Source organism: Massilia paldalensis (genome assembly GCF_044901715.1).
Taxonomy (GTDB): Bacteria; Pseudomonadota; Gammaproteobacteria; order Burkholderiales; family Burkholderiaceae_D; genus Telluria; species Telluria paldalensis.
Genome location: NZ_JBJCIU010000002.1, coordinates 46,037 through 62,061 on the forward strand (window position 1 = coordinate 46,037; position 16,025 = coordinate 62,061).

Annotated in this window: 14 protein-coding genes; 10 read left to right on the forward strand and 4 right to left on the reverse strand. The window is 66.9% G+C overall.

The genetic code is table 11. The features are described from left to right. Positions 1-6 precede the first annotated feature (6 nt). The 6 genes from ftsA (at position 7) to lpxC (ending at position 5,725) form a co-directional block, all read left to right on the forward strand. A complete protein-coding gene (gene ftsA, locus ACI1V7_RS10020; RefSeq protein ID WP_290412585.1) occupies positions 7-1,239 on the forward strand; it encodes a cell division protein FtsA in 1,233 nt (410 codons plus the stop codon). Between the two features lie 133 nt (positions 1,240-1,372). Then, positions 1,373-2,563: a cell division protein FtsZ gene (gene ftsZ, locus ACI1V7_RS10025; protein ID WP_290412586.1), complete on the forward strand. Its 1,191-nt coding sequence runs from the start codon at positions 1,373-1,375 to the stop codon at positions 2,561-2,563. Between the two features lie 236 nt (positions 2,564-2,799). After that, positions 2,800-3,303, forward strand: coding sequence for a peroxiredoxin (locus ACI1V7_RS10030; protein WP_404531619.1), 504 nt, complete (start codon positions 2,800-2,802; stop codon positions 3,301-3,303). Positions 3,304-3,373: 70 nt separating this feature from the next. Next, the gene (locus ACI1V7_RS10035; protein WP_404531620.1) at positions 3,374-3,823 is read left to right on the forward strand and encodes a GNAT family N-acetyltransferase; all 450 of its coding nucleotides are present in this window, start codon (positions 3,374-3,376) and stop codon (positions 3,821-3,823) included. Positions 3,824-3,873: 50 nt separating this feature from the next. Then, entirely contained in the window at positions 3,874-4,716 is an 843-nt protein-coding gene (locus ACI1V7_RS10040) for a DMT family transporter (RefSeq protein WP_404532504.1), read from the forward strand. A 73-nt stretch (positions 4,717-4,789) separates the two neighbouring features. Further along, the gene (gene lpxC / locus ACI1V7_RS10045) at positions 4,790-5,725 is read left to right on the forward strand and encodes a UDP-3-O-acyl-N-acetylglucosamine deacetylase (protein WP_290412589.1); all 936 of its coding nucleotides are present in this window, start codon (positions 4,790-4,792) and stop codon (positions 5,723-5,725) included. Positions 5,726-5,821: 96 nt separating this feature from the next. Here the strand turns inward: lpxC and ACI1V7_RS10050 are convergent, their stop codons facing one another. After that, complete coding sequence (locus ACI1V7_RS10050) at positions 5,822-6,328, reverse strand: DciA family protein (protein ID WP_404531621.1); 507 nt, start codon at positions 6,326-6,328, stop codon at positions 5,822-5,824. Positions 6,329-6,564: 236 nt separating this feature from the next. Here ACI1V7_RS10050 and secA point away from each other — a divergent pair, with 236 nt between their 5' ends. Next, positions 6,565-9,348, forward strand: coding sequence for a preprotein translocase subunit SecA (gene secA / locus ACI1V7_RS10055; protein WP_404531622.1), 2,784 nt, complete (start codon positions 6,565-6,567; stop codon positions 9,346-9,348). Positions 9,349-9,492: 144 nt separating this feature from the next. Here secA and ACI1V7_RS10060 read toward each other — a convergent pair whose 3' ends face one another. The 3 genes from ACI1V7_RS10060 to ACI1V7_RS10070 all read right to left on the reverse strand — a co-directional run bounded on the left by ACI1V7_RS10060 (position 9,493) and on the right by ACI1V7_RS10070 (position 13,314). Then, complete coding sequence (locus ACI1V7_RS10060) at positions 9,493-10,515, reverse strand: MerR family transcriptional regulator (RefSeq protein ID WP_404531623.1); 1,023 nt, start codon at positions 10,513-10,515, stop codon at positions 9,493-9,495. A 79-nt stretch (positions 10,516-10,594) separates the two neighbouring features. Beyond that, positions 10,595-11,653, reverse strand: a complete 1,059-nt coding sequence (locus tag ACI1V7_RS10065) for an AI-2E family transporter (RefSeq protein ID WP_404531624.1) — start codon at positions 11,651-11,653, stop codon at positions 10,595-10,597. A gap of 41 nt (positions 11,654-11,694) precedes the next feature. Then, positions 11,695-13,314, reverse strand: a complete 1,620-nt coding sequence (locus ACI1V7_RS10070) for a DUF945 family protein (protein WP_404531625.1) — start codon at positions 13,312-13,314, stop codon at positions 11,695-11,697. 133 nt (positions 13,315-13,447) lie between these two features. On the opposite strand from ACI1V7_RS10070, the gene argJ reads away from it, so the two are divergent. Genes argJ through ACI1V7_RS10085 form a run of 3 tightly spaced genes read left to right on the forward strand, consistent with a single transcriptional unit; the run spans position 13,448 to position 16,008 of the window. Further along, positions 13,448-14,686 (forward strand): bifunctional glutamate N-acetyltransferase/amino-acid acetyltransferase ArgJ, encoded by a 1,239-nt coding sequence (gene argJ / locus ACI1V7_RS10075; protein WP_404531626.1) that lies wholly within the window; start codon positions 13,448-13,450, stop codon positions 14,684-14,686. A gap of 7 nt (positions 14,687-14,693) precedes the next feature. After that, the gene (locus tag ACI1V7_RS10080) at positions 14,694-15,605 is read left to right on the forward strand and encodes an ATP-binding protein (protein ID WP_404531627.1); all 912 of its coding nucleotides are present in this window, start codon (positions 14,694-14,696) and stop codon (positions 15,603-15,605) included. Beyond that, positions 15,598-16,008, forward strand: a complete 411-nt coding sequence (locus ACI1V7_RS10085) for an NUDIX domain-containing protein (protein ID WP_404531628.1) — start codon at positions 15,598-15,600, stop codon at positions 16,006-16,008. Before ACI1V7_RS10080 ends, ACI1V7_RS10085 begins: the two co-directional genes overlap by 8 nt. Positions 16,009-16,025 lie beyond the last annotated feature (17 nt).

The following is a 16,025-nucleotide window of genomic DNA, read 5'->3' on the forward strand; positions in this document are numbered from 1 at the left end:
CAGCAAATGACCAAAGACGCAAAGAACCTGATCGTCGGCCTCGACATCGGCACCTCGAAGGTGGTGGCGGTGGTGGCCGAAGTGATGGCCGATGGGCGCCACGAAGTGATCGGACTCGGCCAGCACGAGTCCAAGGGTTTGAAGAAGGGCGTCGTCGTCAACATCGAGGCGACCGTCGAGTCGATCCAGCGCGCGCTCGAGGAAGCCGAGCTGATGGCCGATTGCAAGATCCGCAACGTGTATGCCGGCATCGCGGGCAGCCATATCCGCTCGTTCAACTCGAGCGGCATGGTCGCGATCAAGGACAAGGAAGTCACGGCGACCGACGTGGCGCGCGTGATCGAGACGGCCAAGGCGGTGAACATCCCGACCGACCAGCAATTGCTGCACACGGTGCCGCAGGAATTCATCGTCGACAACCAGGAAGACGTGCGCGAGCCGATCGGCATGAGCGGCATTCGACTGGAAGTACGGGTGCACATTGTTACAGGTGCGGTGTCCGCGGTTCAAAATATTGTAAAGTGCGTGCGCCGCTGCGGACTCGAGGTCTCGGACCTGATCCTGCAGCCGATGGCGTCGGCCGACTCGGTGCTGACGGGCGACGAGAAGGAACTGGGCGTGGTCCTGATCGACATCGGCGGCGGCACCACGGACATCGCCGTGTTCTCCGACGGCGCGATCCGCCACACGGCGGTGCTGCCGATCGCGGGCGACCAGATCACCAGCGACATCGCGATGGCCCTGCGCACCCCGACCGGCGAGGCGGAAGAAATCAAGATCCGCTACGGCGTGGCCAAGCAGGTGCTGGCCGATCCGAACGAGACCCTGGAAGTGCCGGGGCTGGGCGACCGCGGTCCCCGTTCGCTGTCGCGCCAGGCGCTGGCCGCCGTGATCGAGCCGCGCGTGGAAGAGCTGTTCGCGATGGTGCACCAGGTGGTGCGCGAATCCGGCTACGAAGGTGTGCTGTCGTCGGGCATCGTGCTGACGGGCGGCTCGTCGATCATGCCGGGCATGATCGAGATGGCCGAGGATATCTTTTTGAAACCGGCGCGCCTCGGCACGCCGGAGTATCGGGGCCAGTTGGCGGATGTCGTGCGCAGCCCGCGCTACGCGACGGTGCTCGGCCTGCTGCTGGAGGCGAAGAAGCAATATTTGCGAGGTCATATCGTCACGCGCCAGGATGGATCGGTGAAAGCGGTATGGCAGCGGATGAAAGAGTGGTTTTTAGGGAATTTTTGAAGCAGGAAGCGTGGTTTCGCTTGGTACGGTCCTCAATTATTTTTAAAATAGTCGGCACGTTTCCAATCTCGAGTGCTGACGGCGTCCCGCCAGCACTGGGGCTTGGAAACGGTCACTGAATTAGGAGTTCATCATGGAGTTCGATATGGTCGATAACGCAGCACTGGGCACGGTCATCAAGGTCGTCGGCGTTGGCGGCGCGGGTGGCAATGCGGTCCAGCATATGATCAACAAGGGCATGTCCGGCGTCGAGTTCATCGCCGCCAACACGGATGCCCAGGCGCTGACTGCCTCCAGCGCCCACAACATCATCCAGATCGGCGAGTCCGGCCTGGGCGCAGGCATGCGTCCGGAAGTCGGCCGCCAGCTGGCAGAACAATCGCGCTCGCGCATCGAGGATGCACTGCGCGGCGCGCACATGGTCTTCATCGCCGCCGGCATGGGCGGCGGCACCGGCACCGGCGCCGCACCGATCGTGGCCGAAGTGGCCAAGACCATGGGCGCGCTGACCGTCGCCGTCGTGTCCAAGCCGTTCTCGTACGAAGGCCAGAAGTGCATGGACGTGGCCGAGCTGGGCCTGGAAGAGCTGAGCAAGCACGTCGACTCGCTGATCGTCATCCTGAACGAGAAGCTGGAAGAGATCTACGAAGACGACTCCATGCTGGACTGGATGAAGTACGCGGACGACGTGCTGAACAACGCCGTCGCCGGTATCGCCGAGATCATCAACGTCCCGGGCCACATCAACGTCGACTTCAACGACGTCAAGACCATCATGAGCGAGCAGGGCAAGGCCATGATGGGCACCGCCACCGCCGCCGGCGTGGACCGTGCGCGCATCGCCGCCGAGCAGGCCGTGGCTTCGCCGCTGCTGGACGGCATCGACCTGTCGGGCGCCCGCGGCGTGCTGGTGAACGTCACCGCATCGCGCGGCCTGAAAGGTAAGGAAATCAAGGAAGTCATGGCCGCCGTGCGCGCCTTCGCCGCCCCGGACGCCGCGATCGCACAGGGCATCGCCTACGACGACGCGATGGGCGACGAACTGCGCGTGACCGTGGTCGCGACGGGCCTGGGCAAGAACAAGGCCAGCATCTCACTGGTGCAGCCGCAGCAAGTGCTGCGTACCGGCACCTACAATGCCCCGGTGATGGGCGCGACCAACGTGCCGGCCACCGGCATGGGCCAGATCGCTCCGGGCGTCGAAGGCCTGAAGCAGCCGGCCGTATGGCGCCGCGAGCAGGCATCGGAACAGGTGCAGGCGATGCAGCGCAACGGCGTCGAAACCTACGACATCCCGGCCTTCCTGCGCAAGCAGGCCGACTGACCAGGCAAGACCGTACTCCTGCCGGCTGACCACTGGCAACCATGATGCGAGGCCGGTACCGTGCAAGCGGTACCGGCCTTTCGTTTATCCCTTCTCAAACCGGGGTCAGAGCCCCGATTTTGGCAACTGCCTCGAAATAATTTCCAAAAACCGGGCTCTGACCCCGGCTCTGACCCCGGTTTGCGGCGGATCAGGCATACTTGCGGGTTCCTAGAACGACAACACGGGAGTCCATCATGACCATCGCCATTGGCGACCGCCTGCCGGAAGGCACCCTCAACGAATTCATCGACGTCGAGACCGAAGGCTGCGCGCTCGGTCCGAACACCTTCCAGGTCGCCGACCTCGCGAAGGGCAAGACCATCGCCATCCTCGGCCTGCCGGGCGCCTTCACCCCGACCTGCTCGAACCAGCACCTGCCGGGCTACATCCGCCTGGCCGGCGAGTTCAAGGCGAAGGGCGTGGACGAGATCTGGTGCATCTCCGTCAACGACGCCTTCGTGATGGGCGCGTGGGGCCGCCAGCAGGAAGCGACCGGCGTCGTGCGCATGATGGCCGACGGCAGCGCCACGTTCACGAAGGCCCTGGGCCTGGACCAGGACCTCGGTCCCAAGGGCATGGGCGTGCGCAGCAAGCGCTACTCGATGCTGGTGCAGGATGGCGTGGTGAAACAGCTGAACGTCGAGACGGCGGGCCTGGACGTGTCCACGGCCGAGAAGCTGCTCGAGCAACTCGGTTAAACTCGATCGCACGCCACCCACGCAACGGCGCCGCGGCGCCGTTTTTCGTCATCAGCGCTACCGGACCATCATGATCATCAATACCGAAACCCCGGACCAGCCCGAAGTGCGGTCCATGCTGGAACGCCTGGATGACTACCATGCCAGGCTGTATCCGGCCGAGAGCAACCATCTGCTGGACGTCGATGCACTGAAGCAGGACGGCGTGCTGTTCCTCGTCGCGCGCGACGTCGACGGCAAGGCCGTCGGCTGCGCGGCCCTCGTCAACCGCGGCAGCTACGGCGAATTGAAACGCATGTTCGTCGACGAGCAGCGGCGCGGCCTGGGCACGGGACGCAAGTTGCTCGAGCACATCGTCATGTTCGCCGCCATGTCCGGCATCCAGGTGCTGCGCCTGGAAACGGGCATCCACCAGCCCGAGGCGATTGGCCTGTACGAGCGCGCCGGCTTCGAACGCATCGCGCCGTTCGGCGACTACAAGCCGGATCCGCTGTCGCTCTTCATGGAGAAGCGTCTTTGAAAGCACTGAGCGGCAGCAACATCAGCGGCAACCTGCGCAGCATCTATGCGATGCTGGCCGCGGTCGTGTTCTTCGCGATGATGGACACCTGCATGAAGATGCTGTCCGCCCACTATCCGGCGATGCAGGTGGCGGCGTTGCGTTCGCTGTCCTCGCTGCCGCTGGTGTGCGCCTATCTGGTCTGGCGCGGCGCGCACCGCGGGGTCCTGCAGGTGCGCTGGTCGCTGCACCTGCTGCGGGCCACGATCGGCATCGCCATGCTGGCGCTGTTCGCCTACGGCGTGCGCACGCTGTCGCTGGCCGAGGCCTACTCGATCTTCTTCATCGGCCCGATCCTGATCACCGCCTTGTCCGTGTTCGTGCTGAAGGAGACGGTCGATGCGCGCCGCTGGATCGCCATCGCCGTCGGCATGGGCGGCGTGCTGGTGGTGCTGCGGCCGACCGGGGAGGGCGTCCTGAGCCTGGCCGGGCTGGCCGTCTTGACGTCGGCCGTGGGCTATGCCGTGTCGGCGGTCAGCGGCCGCGTGCTGGCGCGCAGCGACCGCAGCGAGCACATGGTGTTCTGGCTGATGCTGATGATGGCCGCCGGGGCCAGCGTGCTGGCGGCGCCGGGCTGGGTGGACGTGCGCGGCGAGCACCTGCCGCTGCTGGCGGCGCTGGCCGTCAGCGGCTTCTTCGCCCAGTTGGCGATCACGGAAGCGTTCAACCACGGCGAGGCCTCGGTGGTGGCGCCGTTCGAGTACACGGCGCTGGCATGGGCCGTGGCGATCGACTGGCTGCTGTGGAAAACATTGCCCGACGAATACACTTTGCTGGGTGCGGCAATCATCATTGGGAGTGGTCTGTACCTGATACGCCACGAAACCGTACACGCGGCATCCGATCATCCATGAAATCGTGGCAATCTGACTACCGGGACCAGGATGGTCTCCGGCAAGCCCGGTAACCCTACGATATAATCGCCGAATGCTCAAACAACGAACAATCAAGCAACTGGTGCGCACGACGGGTGTCGGCCTGCATTCGGGGACCAAGGTCGAACTGACCTTGCGCCCCGCGGCCGTCGATACGGGCATCGTGTTCCGCCGCGTCGACCTCGACCCCGTGGTCGAATTCCCGTCGAACGCCGACATCGTGGGCGATACCCGCATGGCGTCGGTGCTCACCCGGGGCGACGCGCGGGTCTCGACCGTCGAGCACCTGATGTCGGCCTGCGCGGGCCTGGGCATCGACAACCTGTACGTCGACGTCACCGCCGAGGAAATCCCGATCATGGACGGCTCGGCGTCGTCCTTCGTCTTCCTGCTGCAGCAGGCCGGCGTGCAGGAACAGGCCGCGGCCAAGAAATTCATCCGCGTGCTGAAACCCGTGGAAGTACGCCAGGGCAGCGGCGCCAACGAGAAGTGGGCGCGCCTGACCCCCTACGACGGCTTCAAGCTCGACTTCTTCATCGAATTCAACCACCCGGCCGTCGACGGCACCACGCAGCGCGCGGTGGTCGATTTCGGCAAGGTCTCCTACGTGCACGACGTGGCGCGCGCGCGCACCTTCGGCTTCATGCAGGACGTCGAAAGCCTGCGCGGCATGGGCCTGGCGCGCGGCGGCTCGCTGGAAAACGCGATCGTGATGGACGAATACCGCATCCTGAACGCGGACGGCCTGCGCTACGACGACGAATTCGTGCGCCACAAGATCCTCGATGCGATCGGCGACCTGTACCTGGTCGGCAATCCGCTGCTGGCCAGCTACGAGGCGCACAAGTCGGGCCACGGCCTGAACAACCTGCTGCTGCGCGAACTGCTGGCGCATCCCGAGTCCTACGAGATCGTCACCTTCGAGGAACTGGCCCGCGCGCCCGTGTCGTACGGGGCGCAGATGGAAAGGGAGTGGGCGCTGACCTGAGCGGCGTATCGCACTGACCACCGTCGTCCCTGCGCAGGCAGGGACGACGTTTTTTATTGTGCCGGTAATTTGCTACGGCGCGACTTCGACAACGGCCTACCCCGGCTTCCTGCGCTTCTCCGCCAGCCGCCTGATCGCCGCGATCAGCGGCGCATTCTGGGCATTCTCTTCCAGCGTCTCGCCCAGCTCCGCGAACGCATCGACCGCCTTCTCCGGCAGCTTCAGCGCGGACGGCTGGGCCGCCTCGCGCACCGGTACGGTGCTGCCCATGCGGATCCGGATGCGGATCCCCTCGACCTGCCAGCCCTTCTTTTGCAGCCCGGCCTGCAGCTTCGGCACCTGCTGCTTGAGCTTGGCCGCGACGGCCGAGGACGGCACGGCGAGCGTCAGCGTGCCTTCCTGCAGCGACACCACTTCGCAGGCCGTGTACATGGGGGGCAGGATCAGCCGGCAATCGCGTTGCAGGTTGCCCATCCGCATGGCGCTGGGCAGCAGCGCGGCGAGCCTGTCGCTGGCGCGCAGGAAGTCGGTGGCCACGAACGCCGTCTTGCGGTCGCGCGTGCCATAGATATGGAAAGGACGTTGGGGAGGAGAGGACTGCATGGCCCGAACATACCACAGGCGTCGGCGCCCCCGGAAGGAAATGACCGAAAAATGTGCAGTCGAATGCAATTTGATAACATTTTTTGACGGGGTGCACTTGTGATCGGATGTGCGAACCCCAAGTGTGTCCGAAGCCCATGATAAAATCGGTGGCTTTTTGCCAAACTCGGTCTTCGATGTGTATCGTTTGATATCATCCCTGGCTCTTTTAGCGGCGTATTTTTGAAGAACACAGCATGTCATTCCTGACCAAGATTTTCGGCAGCCGTAACCAGCGGCTGATCAAGACGTACCACAAGAACGTGCGGGCCATCAATGCGCTCGAGCCGCAGATGGAACAGCTGTCGGATGCCGAACTGCAGGCAAAGACCCCTGAATTCAAGCAGCGCCTGGCCGGCGGCGCCAGCCTCGACGACATCCTGGTCGAAGCCTTCGCCGTCTGCCGCGAGGCCGCCAAGCGCGTCATGAAGATGCGCCACTTCGACGTGCAGCTGATCGGCGGCATGGTCCTCCACTACGGCAAGATCGCCGAGATGGGCACGGGCGAAGGCAAGACCCTGATGGCGACGCTGCCGGTCTACCTGAATGCGCTGTCCGGCAAGGGCGTGCACGTCGTGACCGTCAACGATTACCTGGCGCAGCGCGACGCCGAGCAGATGGGCCGCCTGTACGGCTGGCTCGGCCTCACCACCGGCGTGAACCTGTCGCAGATGGACCATGCGACCAAGCAGGCCGCCTACGGTTCCGACATCACCTACGGCACCAACAACGAATACGGCTTCGACTACCTGCGCGACAACATGGTGTACGACGCGCGCGAACGCGTGCAGCGCACCCTGAACTTCGCCGTGGTCGACGAGGTGGACTCGATCCTGATCGACGAGGCGCGTACGCCGCTGATCATCTCCGGCCAGGCCGAGAACCACACGGACCTGTACCACAAGATCAACGAAGTGCCGCCGATGCTGACGCTGCAGATCGGCGAGGAAACCCCGGACGGCAAGGGCAAGATCGAAGTCCCGGGCGACTACACGAAGGACGAGAAGGCGCACACGGTGCTGCTGACCGAGGCCGGCCACGAGAAGGCCGAGTCCATCCTGACGCAAATGGGCCTGCTGCCGGAAGGCGCCTCGCTGTACGACGCCGCCAACATCACGCTGATCCACCACCTGTACGCGGCGCTGCGCGCCCACGTGCTGTACCACAAGGACCAGCACTACGTGGTGCAGAACGGCGAAGTCACCATCGTCGACGAATTCACCGGCCGCCTGATGACGGGCCGCCGCTGGTCGGACGGCCTGCACCAGGCCGTGGAAGCGAAGGAAGGCGTGCGCATCCAGAACGAGAACCAGACCCTGGCCTCGATCACCTTCCAGAACTACTTCCGCATGTACGGCAAGCTGTCGGGCATGACGGGTACCGCCGACACCGAAGCCTACGAATTCCAGGAGATCTACGGCCTGGAGACCGTGGTCGTCCCGCCGAACCGCCCGTCGCAGCGCAAGGACCGCCAGGACCAGGTCTACAAATCGGCCGAGGAAAAATACGGTGCGATGGTCAAGGACATCCGCGACTGCTACGAGCGCGGCCAGCCCGTGCTGGTGGGTACCACCTCGATCGAGAACTCGGAGCTGCTGTCGAGCATCCTGAAGAAGGCCGACCTGCCGCACAACGTGCTGAACGCGAAGCAGCACGCGCGCGAAGCGGAGATCGTGGCGCAGGCCGGCCGTCCGAAAATGATCACCATCGCCACCAATATGGCGGGCCGCGGTACCGACATTGTCCTGGGCGGCAACGTCGAGAAGCAGATCCAGTTCATCGAGGCCGACGCTTCGCTGTCCGACGAGCAGAAGGCCGCGCAAGCCGCCACGCTGCGCTCGGAATGGCAGTCGCTGCACGACCATGTGGTGGCGCAGGGCGGCCTGCACATCATCGGTACCGAGCGCCACGAGTCGCGCCGCGTCGACAACCAGCTGCGCGGCCGTTCGGGACGCCAGGGCGACCCGGGCTCCTCGCGCTTCTACCTGTCGCTGGATGATCCGCTGCTGCGCATCTTCGCCGGCGACCGCGTGCGCGCGATCATGGACCGCCTCAAGATGCCGGAAGGCGAACCGATCGAGGCGGGCATCGTGACCCGTTCGATCGAGTCGGCGCAGCGCAAGGTCGAGGCCCGCAACTTCGACATCCGCAAGCAGCTGCTCGAATACGACGACGTCGCCAATGACCAGCGCAAGGTGATCTACACCCAGCGTAACGAACTGCTGGAAGCGGCCGACATCTCCGAGCTGATCGCCTCGCTGCGCACGGGCGTGTTCACCGACGTGGTGCGCACCTACGTGCCGGCCGAATCGGTCGAGGAACAGTGGGACATCCCGGCGCTGGAAAGCGTGCTGGCCACGGAATGGGCGCTGCAGGTGCCGCTGACCAAGCTGGTGGAAGAGGATTCGAGCCTGAACGACGACGACATCCTGGAGCGCGTGCTGGCCGCCGCCGAGGCGTCGTACGAGGCCAAGGTCGGCATCGTGGGCAAGGAATCGTTCGGCAGCTTCGAGCGCAACGTCATGCTGCAGAACATCGACACCCAGTGGCGCGAGCACCTGGCGGCGCTCGACCACCTGCGCCAGGGCATCCACCTGCGCGGCTACGCGCAGAAGAACCCGAAGCAGGAGTACAAGCGCGAAGCCTTCGAGCTGTTCTCGACCATGCTGGACGCGATCAAGAACGAAGTGATCCGCACCATCATGACCGTGCGCATCCAGACCCGCGAGGAAGTCGAGGCGGCCGAAGCCGCGATGCAGGCCGCCGCCGCGCACCTGGAAAACGTCAACTACCAGCACGCCGACTTCAACCCGTCGGCCGCGCCGGAAGAACTGCTGGCGCCGACGGCCGCCACGCCGACCGCCACCGCCGTGTCGGAAGACCCGGCCACGACCTATATGGGCGTGAAGGTCGGCCGCAACGACCCGTGCCCTTGCGGCAGCGGCAAGAAGTTCAAGGCTTGCCACGGCAAGCTGGCGTAAGCCGCTCCTTGGCAAACGAAAGGGACCCCGCGGGGTCCCTTTTTCATTGGCGCCGCGTGATGGTGGGCATGTGATGCCCACCCTACGCCGATGACGTACCGGTATCGCAAACGTAGGGTGGGCACCACGTGCCCACCATGCCCGTCAGCCGGCGTTCGCGGGTTTCGGCATCGCCTTGCGCAGCCACGCCAGCATCGCGTCGCTGACGCCCGTCCCCATGCGCAGCAGCGGCTCCGTCGCGCTGGCATGGCGGAAGGCCTGCACCGTGTGCGGATCGTCGCCGACCATGTCGTGGAACAGGTCCAGCCACGCGCGCGCGAGGTCGCGCGCCGCCACGCCGCTGGCCGCCGGATCGGCCTGCATCGCCGCGCGCACCCGCTCGTACAAGCCGTTCCATTCGCGCCCGCGGCCGGCGTAGTGGCGGCGCATGCGCTCGACGACGCTTGGTCCCAGGTGGCGGGCCCAGACTTCGGCCTTCAACTCCCAGATGGCGGCCATCACGAAGCCCATCAGGTCCGGCGCCATGCCGAACTGCGCGTGCATCGCTTCCGGCTCGCGCGCGGCCATGGCGTTGATGCGGCCGGCGAAGCCGCGGTTGCCACTGCCCCGTTCGAACGCTTCCAGCCAGCGCCGGGCGAAGTCCCTGGCCTCGGCGGCGGCCGGCGCGGTCCCGGCGCGCCGCAGCGCACCCGCTTCATCGACCAGCGCGCGCATCTGCGCCTTCACGTTGTCGTCGCGGTACAGCGGCAACTGGTCCAGTTCTTCCTTGCTAAAGTAATGTTCGTACACGCTCATCTCCTGCAATGTGGTCAGCCAGGAGGACAGGGCCGGCGCTTCGCCGCGGGCGAGCTGGCCGCGCAGGTCGGCAAGCGCGTCGCGCATGCGCGATGCCTCCGCGATCCTGCGCTCCAGCGCCGCCAGCTGCTGCTCGACGACGGCCAGCGGCGAGGCATCCGGGCTGTCCAGGTAAAGGCCGATGTCGGCGAGGCGCATGCCGAACGCGCGCAGGGCCTGGATCTGGTGCAGGCGCGCCACGTCGTCGCGGGCATACAGCCGGTAGCCGGCATCGGAACGCGCTTGAGGGCGGAGCAGGCCGATGCTGTCGTAATGGTGCAGCGTGCGCACCGTGAGGCCCGCGCGGGCGGCGAGTTCACCTACTGTCAGCATCGGTCGGCTCCTTTCTCCAGCGTGCAGCCAGCTTCAAGCCTGACGTAGCGTGAGGGTCAAGAAAAAGTTCGGGAAAACGTCACGGTAGCGGATGGCGCAGGTGCCGTTCCTCGTGCCACAGCGTGACGAACAGCGTCATCACGACGGGGCCGACGAACAGGCCGATCAGGCCGAGCGTCTCGACGCCGCCCAGGATGCCGATCAGCACGGCCAGGAAGGGCAGCTTGGTGGCGTTGCCGATCATGGCGGGACGCACGGCATGGTCGGCCACGAACAGGACGATGGCGCCCCAGGCCGCGATGGCGATGGCGGCGACGGTCGCGCCCTTGGCGAGCAGCAGCAGGACGACGGCGCCGAAGGCCAGCGGGGCGCCGAACGGGATGATGGCGAGCACGCCGGTGGCGGCCGCCCACAGCACGGCCGAGGGCACGCCCGCGATCCGGTAGCCGATGCCGAGCAGGACGCCCTCGGCCAGGCCCACCAGCACGAGGCCGTTGACGGTGGCGCGCACGGCGACCGGTACCTTGAGCGCGTACAGCGTCCAGCGCACCTCGCCGATCAGGTGCGCGCCGATGGCGTTCACCTGGCGCTGCAGGGCCTTGCCGTCCTTGTAGAAGAAGAACAGGCACAGGATGGCGAAGCCGACGTCGATCAGGCGGTGCAGCAAGCCGGCGCCGGTGCGCTTGAGCACCTCGCTGGCCGACTGCAGGTGGGCGACGGAACTGCCGTGCAGCAGGTGCGCCAGGCCGTGCGGCTGGCCCAGCGTGGCAATCCACCATTCCTGGATCTCGGTGCCGGCGAAGGGGATGCGGACCACCCAGGCGGGCGGCGCCAGGCCTCCGGTGTTGGCGCTCGCGATGAACTGGGCGAGCGCCGGGGCCTGGTGCGCGGCCTGGGTCACGGCCAGCGCCAGCGGCGTGACGAAGGCGAGCGCGGCGACCACGGTGGCGAGTACGGCGGCGATCACCTCGCGCCCGCCCGTGGCGGACACCATGCGCCGGTACAAGGGCCAGGTGGCGATGCACAGGATCGCGGCCCACAGCAGGGGCAGCAGGAAGCGCTGGGTCACGAACAGGGCGGCCAGCACCAGGCCCAGCGAGAAGCAGGCGCTCAGTACGTCGCGTTGGTTTTCCGTCATCGATGGCTCCGGTTGAATGGCCGCATGTTACCGCGTCCGCTTCACGGCCGCTGGGTACCCGGCACGCGCACGAGGCGCCAGGTGGTGGCCAGGTCGAACGGCTGGCCGCGGCGCAGGGCCGGCGCATAGCGGCACTGGGCCAGCGCCGCCAGCACGCTGCGGTCGTACTCGGGGAAGGCGCTCGGCCTGGCGACGGTGGGCGTCGCCACCTTGCCGTCGGCGCTCACGACGAAGGCGAACACCGCCTCCAGCGCCAGGTCCTGGCGCACCACCTCGTCCGGATAGTCGGGCATCGTGCAGCTGCCGTCGAGGCGGCGCGCCTGCAGGATGTCGGCGCCGCGCACGCGCGCCGCGGCCTGGGCTGGCGAACCGTCCGGCGTCGGCGTCGGCAGCGGCACCGGCTTGCCGTTGGCGCGCAGCGTGCCGTCGCGCCATTCGACCGTGGACACGAGCACGTCGTCGTCCAGGCGCGCGAAGCCGCCGCCGAGCAGCCTGCCGACCACGACGTCGGTCATGCTCTGGCGCAGCTGGGCGACCGATTGCGCATCGCTCGCCCGATCCTGCTGGGCCGCCTGCTTCATCGCCACGGTGCCGGCGATCTCGCGTACCAGCGCGACGGGCACGCGCACGTCGAAGCGCGCCACCAGCTTGCTCAGCAGCGCCTTGGGATCGTCGAAGTCGGCCTGCGTGGCGCCCTGCAGGGCGATGCGTCCCTTGATGACGGCCCTGGCGCCGTGGTACGCGGCGCTGATCTCCTCGATCTCGACGGCGGTGCCGCGCGCCAGCACGGCCTTGCCCAGGCCCTGCATCAGCGGCGCGAGCGCGGCCGCCTGCTGCCGCGGCGTCATCGTCCCGGCGCCGGCCGTGCTGCGCGCCTCGGCATCGCTCAGTGCCAGCAGGGAGGCCTTGTCGAGGTTCGTCAGGCGCAGGGCGAAGCGCAGCGCATCGACCTGCTCGCCGGCCACGGCGGCACGGCCCACGCGCAGGTCGTAGCCGATGTCGGCGGTCTTGCGCTTGTCCGTCACGGCGACGTCCACGCTCAAGCCGCTCAGGTCCAGGGCCATGTTCTGCTCCTTGGCCAGCACGTCCACACTGGCGACCGCGACGCGCGCCTTGCCGTACCAGAGCGCGTCGCTGCCGCGCTTCTGGTCGCTGTCCAGCACGATGCCGCGCGCCGTGAAGCGGTTCGTCGCGTCCTGCGCCGTCAAGGCGTCCATCGCACCGCGCACGCGGGCCGTCGTGCCGGCCGGATTGAACTGGAAGTCGACGCGGCCCTCGGTCCAGTCGAAGGCCGTGCCTTCGGCCGGCGCATGATGCAGCGCCGGGATCGCCAGGCGCCAGTCGCTGCGGCCTGGCTGGGGCGGCTGGCGTTCGAGCGTGTACAGGCGGTCGGTGCCGAAGCTGGCGCGCAGCCGCTCGGCCGTCGCGCCGGATGGCTGCCGCGTGGCGATGCGTTCCAGCTGCACGGTGGCCGGCAGCTTGCGGTCTTCGGGGCGTTGCAGTTCGCGCAGCAGCGCCTGCAGCGCGCCCGCCGCGGGCGAGGGGTTCCTGGCGGCCGGCCCGGCGTCGGCGGCGGGCGCCACGGCGGGGGACAGCAGGGCGGCCAGCAGGGCGGCGCCGGCGGCGGCAGCGGCGGCACCGCGCATGGGGGTCGGTTTCACGGTAGTCCCTGGTGTTGTGTTTTATTTATGTGTTTCTCATTATCAACTAGGTATCCGCAAATGTCACGATTCATGCGGAGGGTGGCTGGCGGTACAATAACGGATTCGACAATCTTTCCCTCTAGAGAACGCCATGGCCGTCAATTCCCCCCTGCCCGTCGCCGCCGAACTGACCCCCGTCGCCGGCATCGAAATCGGTTATGCCGAAGCCGGCATCAAGAAACCGAACCGCAAGGATGTGCTGGTGATGAAGCTCGCCGAAGGCGCGACCGTCGCCGGCGTGTTCACCAAGAACCGCTTCTGCGCCGCGCCGGTCCAGGTCAGCAAGGCCAACCTGGCGGCCGTCAAGGCGGGCGGCAAGCCGATCCGCGCGCTGGTGGTCAACACGGGCAATGCCAACGCCGGCACCGGCGAGCCGGGCCTGGAGAAGGCGCAAGCCACCTGCGCCGAACTGGCGCGCCTGCTCGGCATCGACGCGCAGCAGGTGCTGCCGTTCTCCACCGGCGTGATCCTGGAACCGCTGCCGGTGCAGAAGATCGTCGCCGCGCTGCCCGCGGCCATCGCCAACCTGAAAGCCGATAACTGGTTCAACGCGGCCGAGTCGATCATGACCACCGACACCCAGCCGAAGGCGGCATCGGTCACCACCAGCATCGGCGGCCACCAGGTCGTCATGACCGGCATCAGCAAGGGCGCAGGCATGATCAAGCCGAACATGGCGACCATGCTGGGCTACCTGGCCATCGACGCCAAGGTCGCGCAGCCCGTGCTGGACGCGCTGGTGACGTATGCCGCCGACCGCTCCTTCAACTGCATCACCATCGACGGCGACACGTCGACCAACGATTCCTTCATCGTGGTGGCGACCGGCGCCGGTTCGCTCGTGATCGACAAGGCCGAGGGCGCGGACTACGAAGCGCTGCGCGACGCCGTCACCGGCATCTCCACGCACCTGGCGCAGCAGATCATCCGCGACGGCGAAGGCGCGACCAAGTTCATCACCATCGCCGTCGAGCAGGGCCGCGACCGCGAGGAGTGCCGCAAGATCGCCTATGCGATCGCGCACTCGCCGCTGGTCAAGACGGCGTTCTTCGCCTCCGACCCGAACCTGGGCCGTATCCTGGCCGCGATCGGCTATGCCGGCGTCGACGACCTGGACACCACGAAGCTGGACCTGTACCTGGACGACGTCCTCGTCGCCAAGGCGGGCGGCCGCAATCCGGACTACAAGGAAGAGGATGGCCAGCGCGTGATGAAGAAGGCCGAGATCGTGGTGCGCGTGCTGCTGAACCGCGGCGACGCCGACGCCACCGTCTGGACCTGCGACCTGTCGCACGACTACGTGTCGATCAACGCCGACTACCGTTCCTGAGGCGCGCATGAACCAGCTGGACACCTTCCTGCACCGGGCGGAAGCGCTGCTGGCGCGGGTGGAAAGCCTGTTGCCGCCGGCCGCCCCGCGCGAGCCGGATTTCAAGCACGGCTACGCGTTCCGCTGGCGCCGCCGCGCGGGGGCGGGCAACGCGAAATACCTGCAGGCCGTGGCGCACGCCTCGCGCATCGGCCTGGACGACCTGCAGCACATCGGTCCGCAGAAGGCGCAGATCGAGCAGAACACGCGCCAGTTCGTGGAACGGCGCCCGGCCAACAACGTGCTGCTGACGGGCGCGCGCGGCACCGGCAAGTCCTCGCTGATCAAGGCCTGCCTGAATGGGTTCGCGCCGCAGGGCCTGCGCCTGATCGAAGTCGACAAGGCCGACCTGGCCGACCTGCCGGACATCGTCGACCTCGTCGCCGGCCGTCCCGAGCGTTTCGTGATCTTTTGCGACGACCTCAGTTTCGAGGAGGGCGAGGCGGGCTACAAGGCGCTGAAGGTGGCGCTGGACGGCAGCATCGCGGCGCAGTCGGACAATGTGCTGATCTACGCGACCTCGAACCGCCGCCACCTGATGCCGGAAAAGATGTCGGACAACGCCGGCTATCGACACGGCGATGACGGCGACCTGCATCCGGGCGAGACGGTCGAGGAAAAGATCTCGCTGTCCGAACGCTTCGGCCTGTGGCTGTCGTTCTATCCGTTCAAGCAGGACGACTACCTCGACATCGTCGGCCACTGGCTGGCCAGCTTCGGCTGCACGCCGGCGCAGATCGAGGCGGCACGCGCCGACGCGCTGCGCTGGGCACTGGGCCGCGGCTCGCGCTCGGGCCGCGTGGCCTGGCAGTTCGCCAAGGATTACGCGGGCAAGCTGCCGGCGGCATCCGCAGCAGAGCCGGGAGCGGCCGATGCCTGAGGCGGCGAAGAAACCGGTCGACGTCGCCGTGGGCGTCCTGATGCGCCCGAACGGGGACGTGCTGCTGGGCCAGCGCCCGGAGGGCAAGCCCTATGCGGGCTACTGGGAATTCCCGGGCGGGAAGGTCGAGCCGGGCGAGGACATCTTCCACGCGCTGCAGCGCGAGTTCGTCGAGGAACTGGGCGTGAAGGTGCTGAGCGCGGAACCGTGGTGCTGCGTGGAGCACGTGTACGAACACGCGCACGTGCGCCTGTATTTCTACATCAGCCGCGAATGGGAAGGCGAGCCGCAAAGCCTGGAAGGGCAGGCGTTCGCCTGGCAGGGGGCGTATGCGGTCAGCCCGCTGCTGCCGGCGACGATTCCGCTGCTGGAGTGGCTGGACCGAGTCCGTTACGCCGAATGACACGTCGCCCCTGCGCA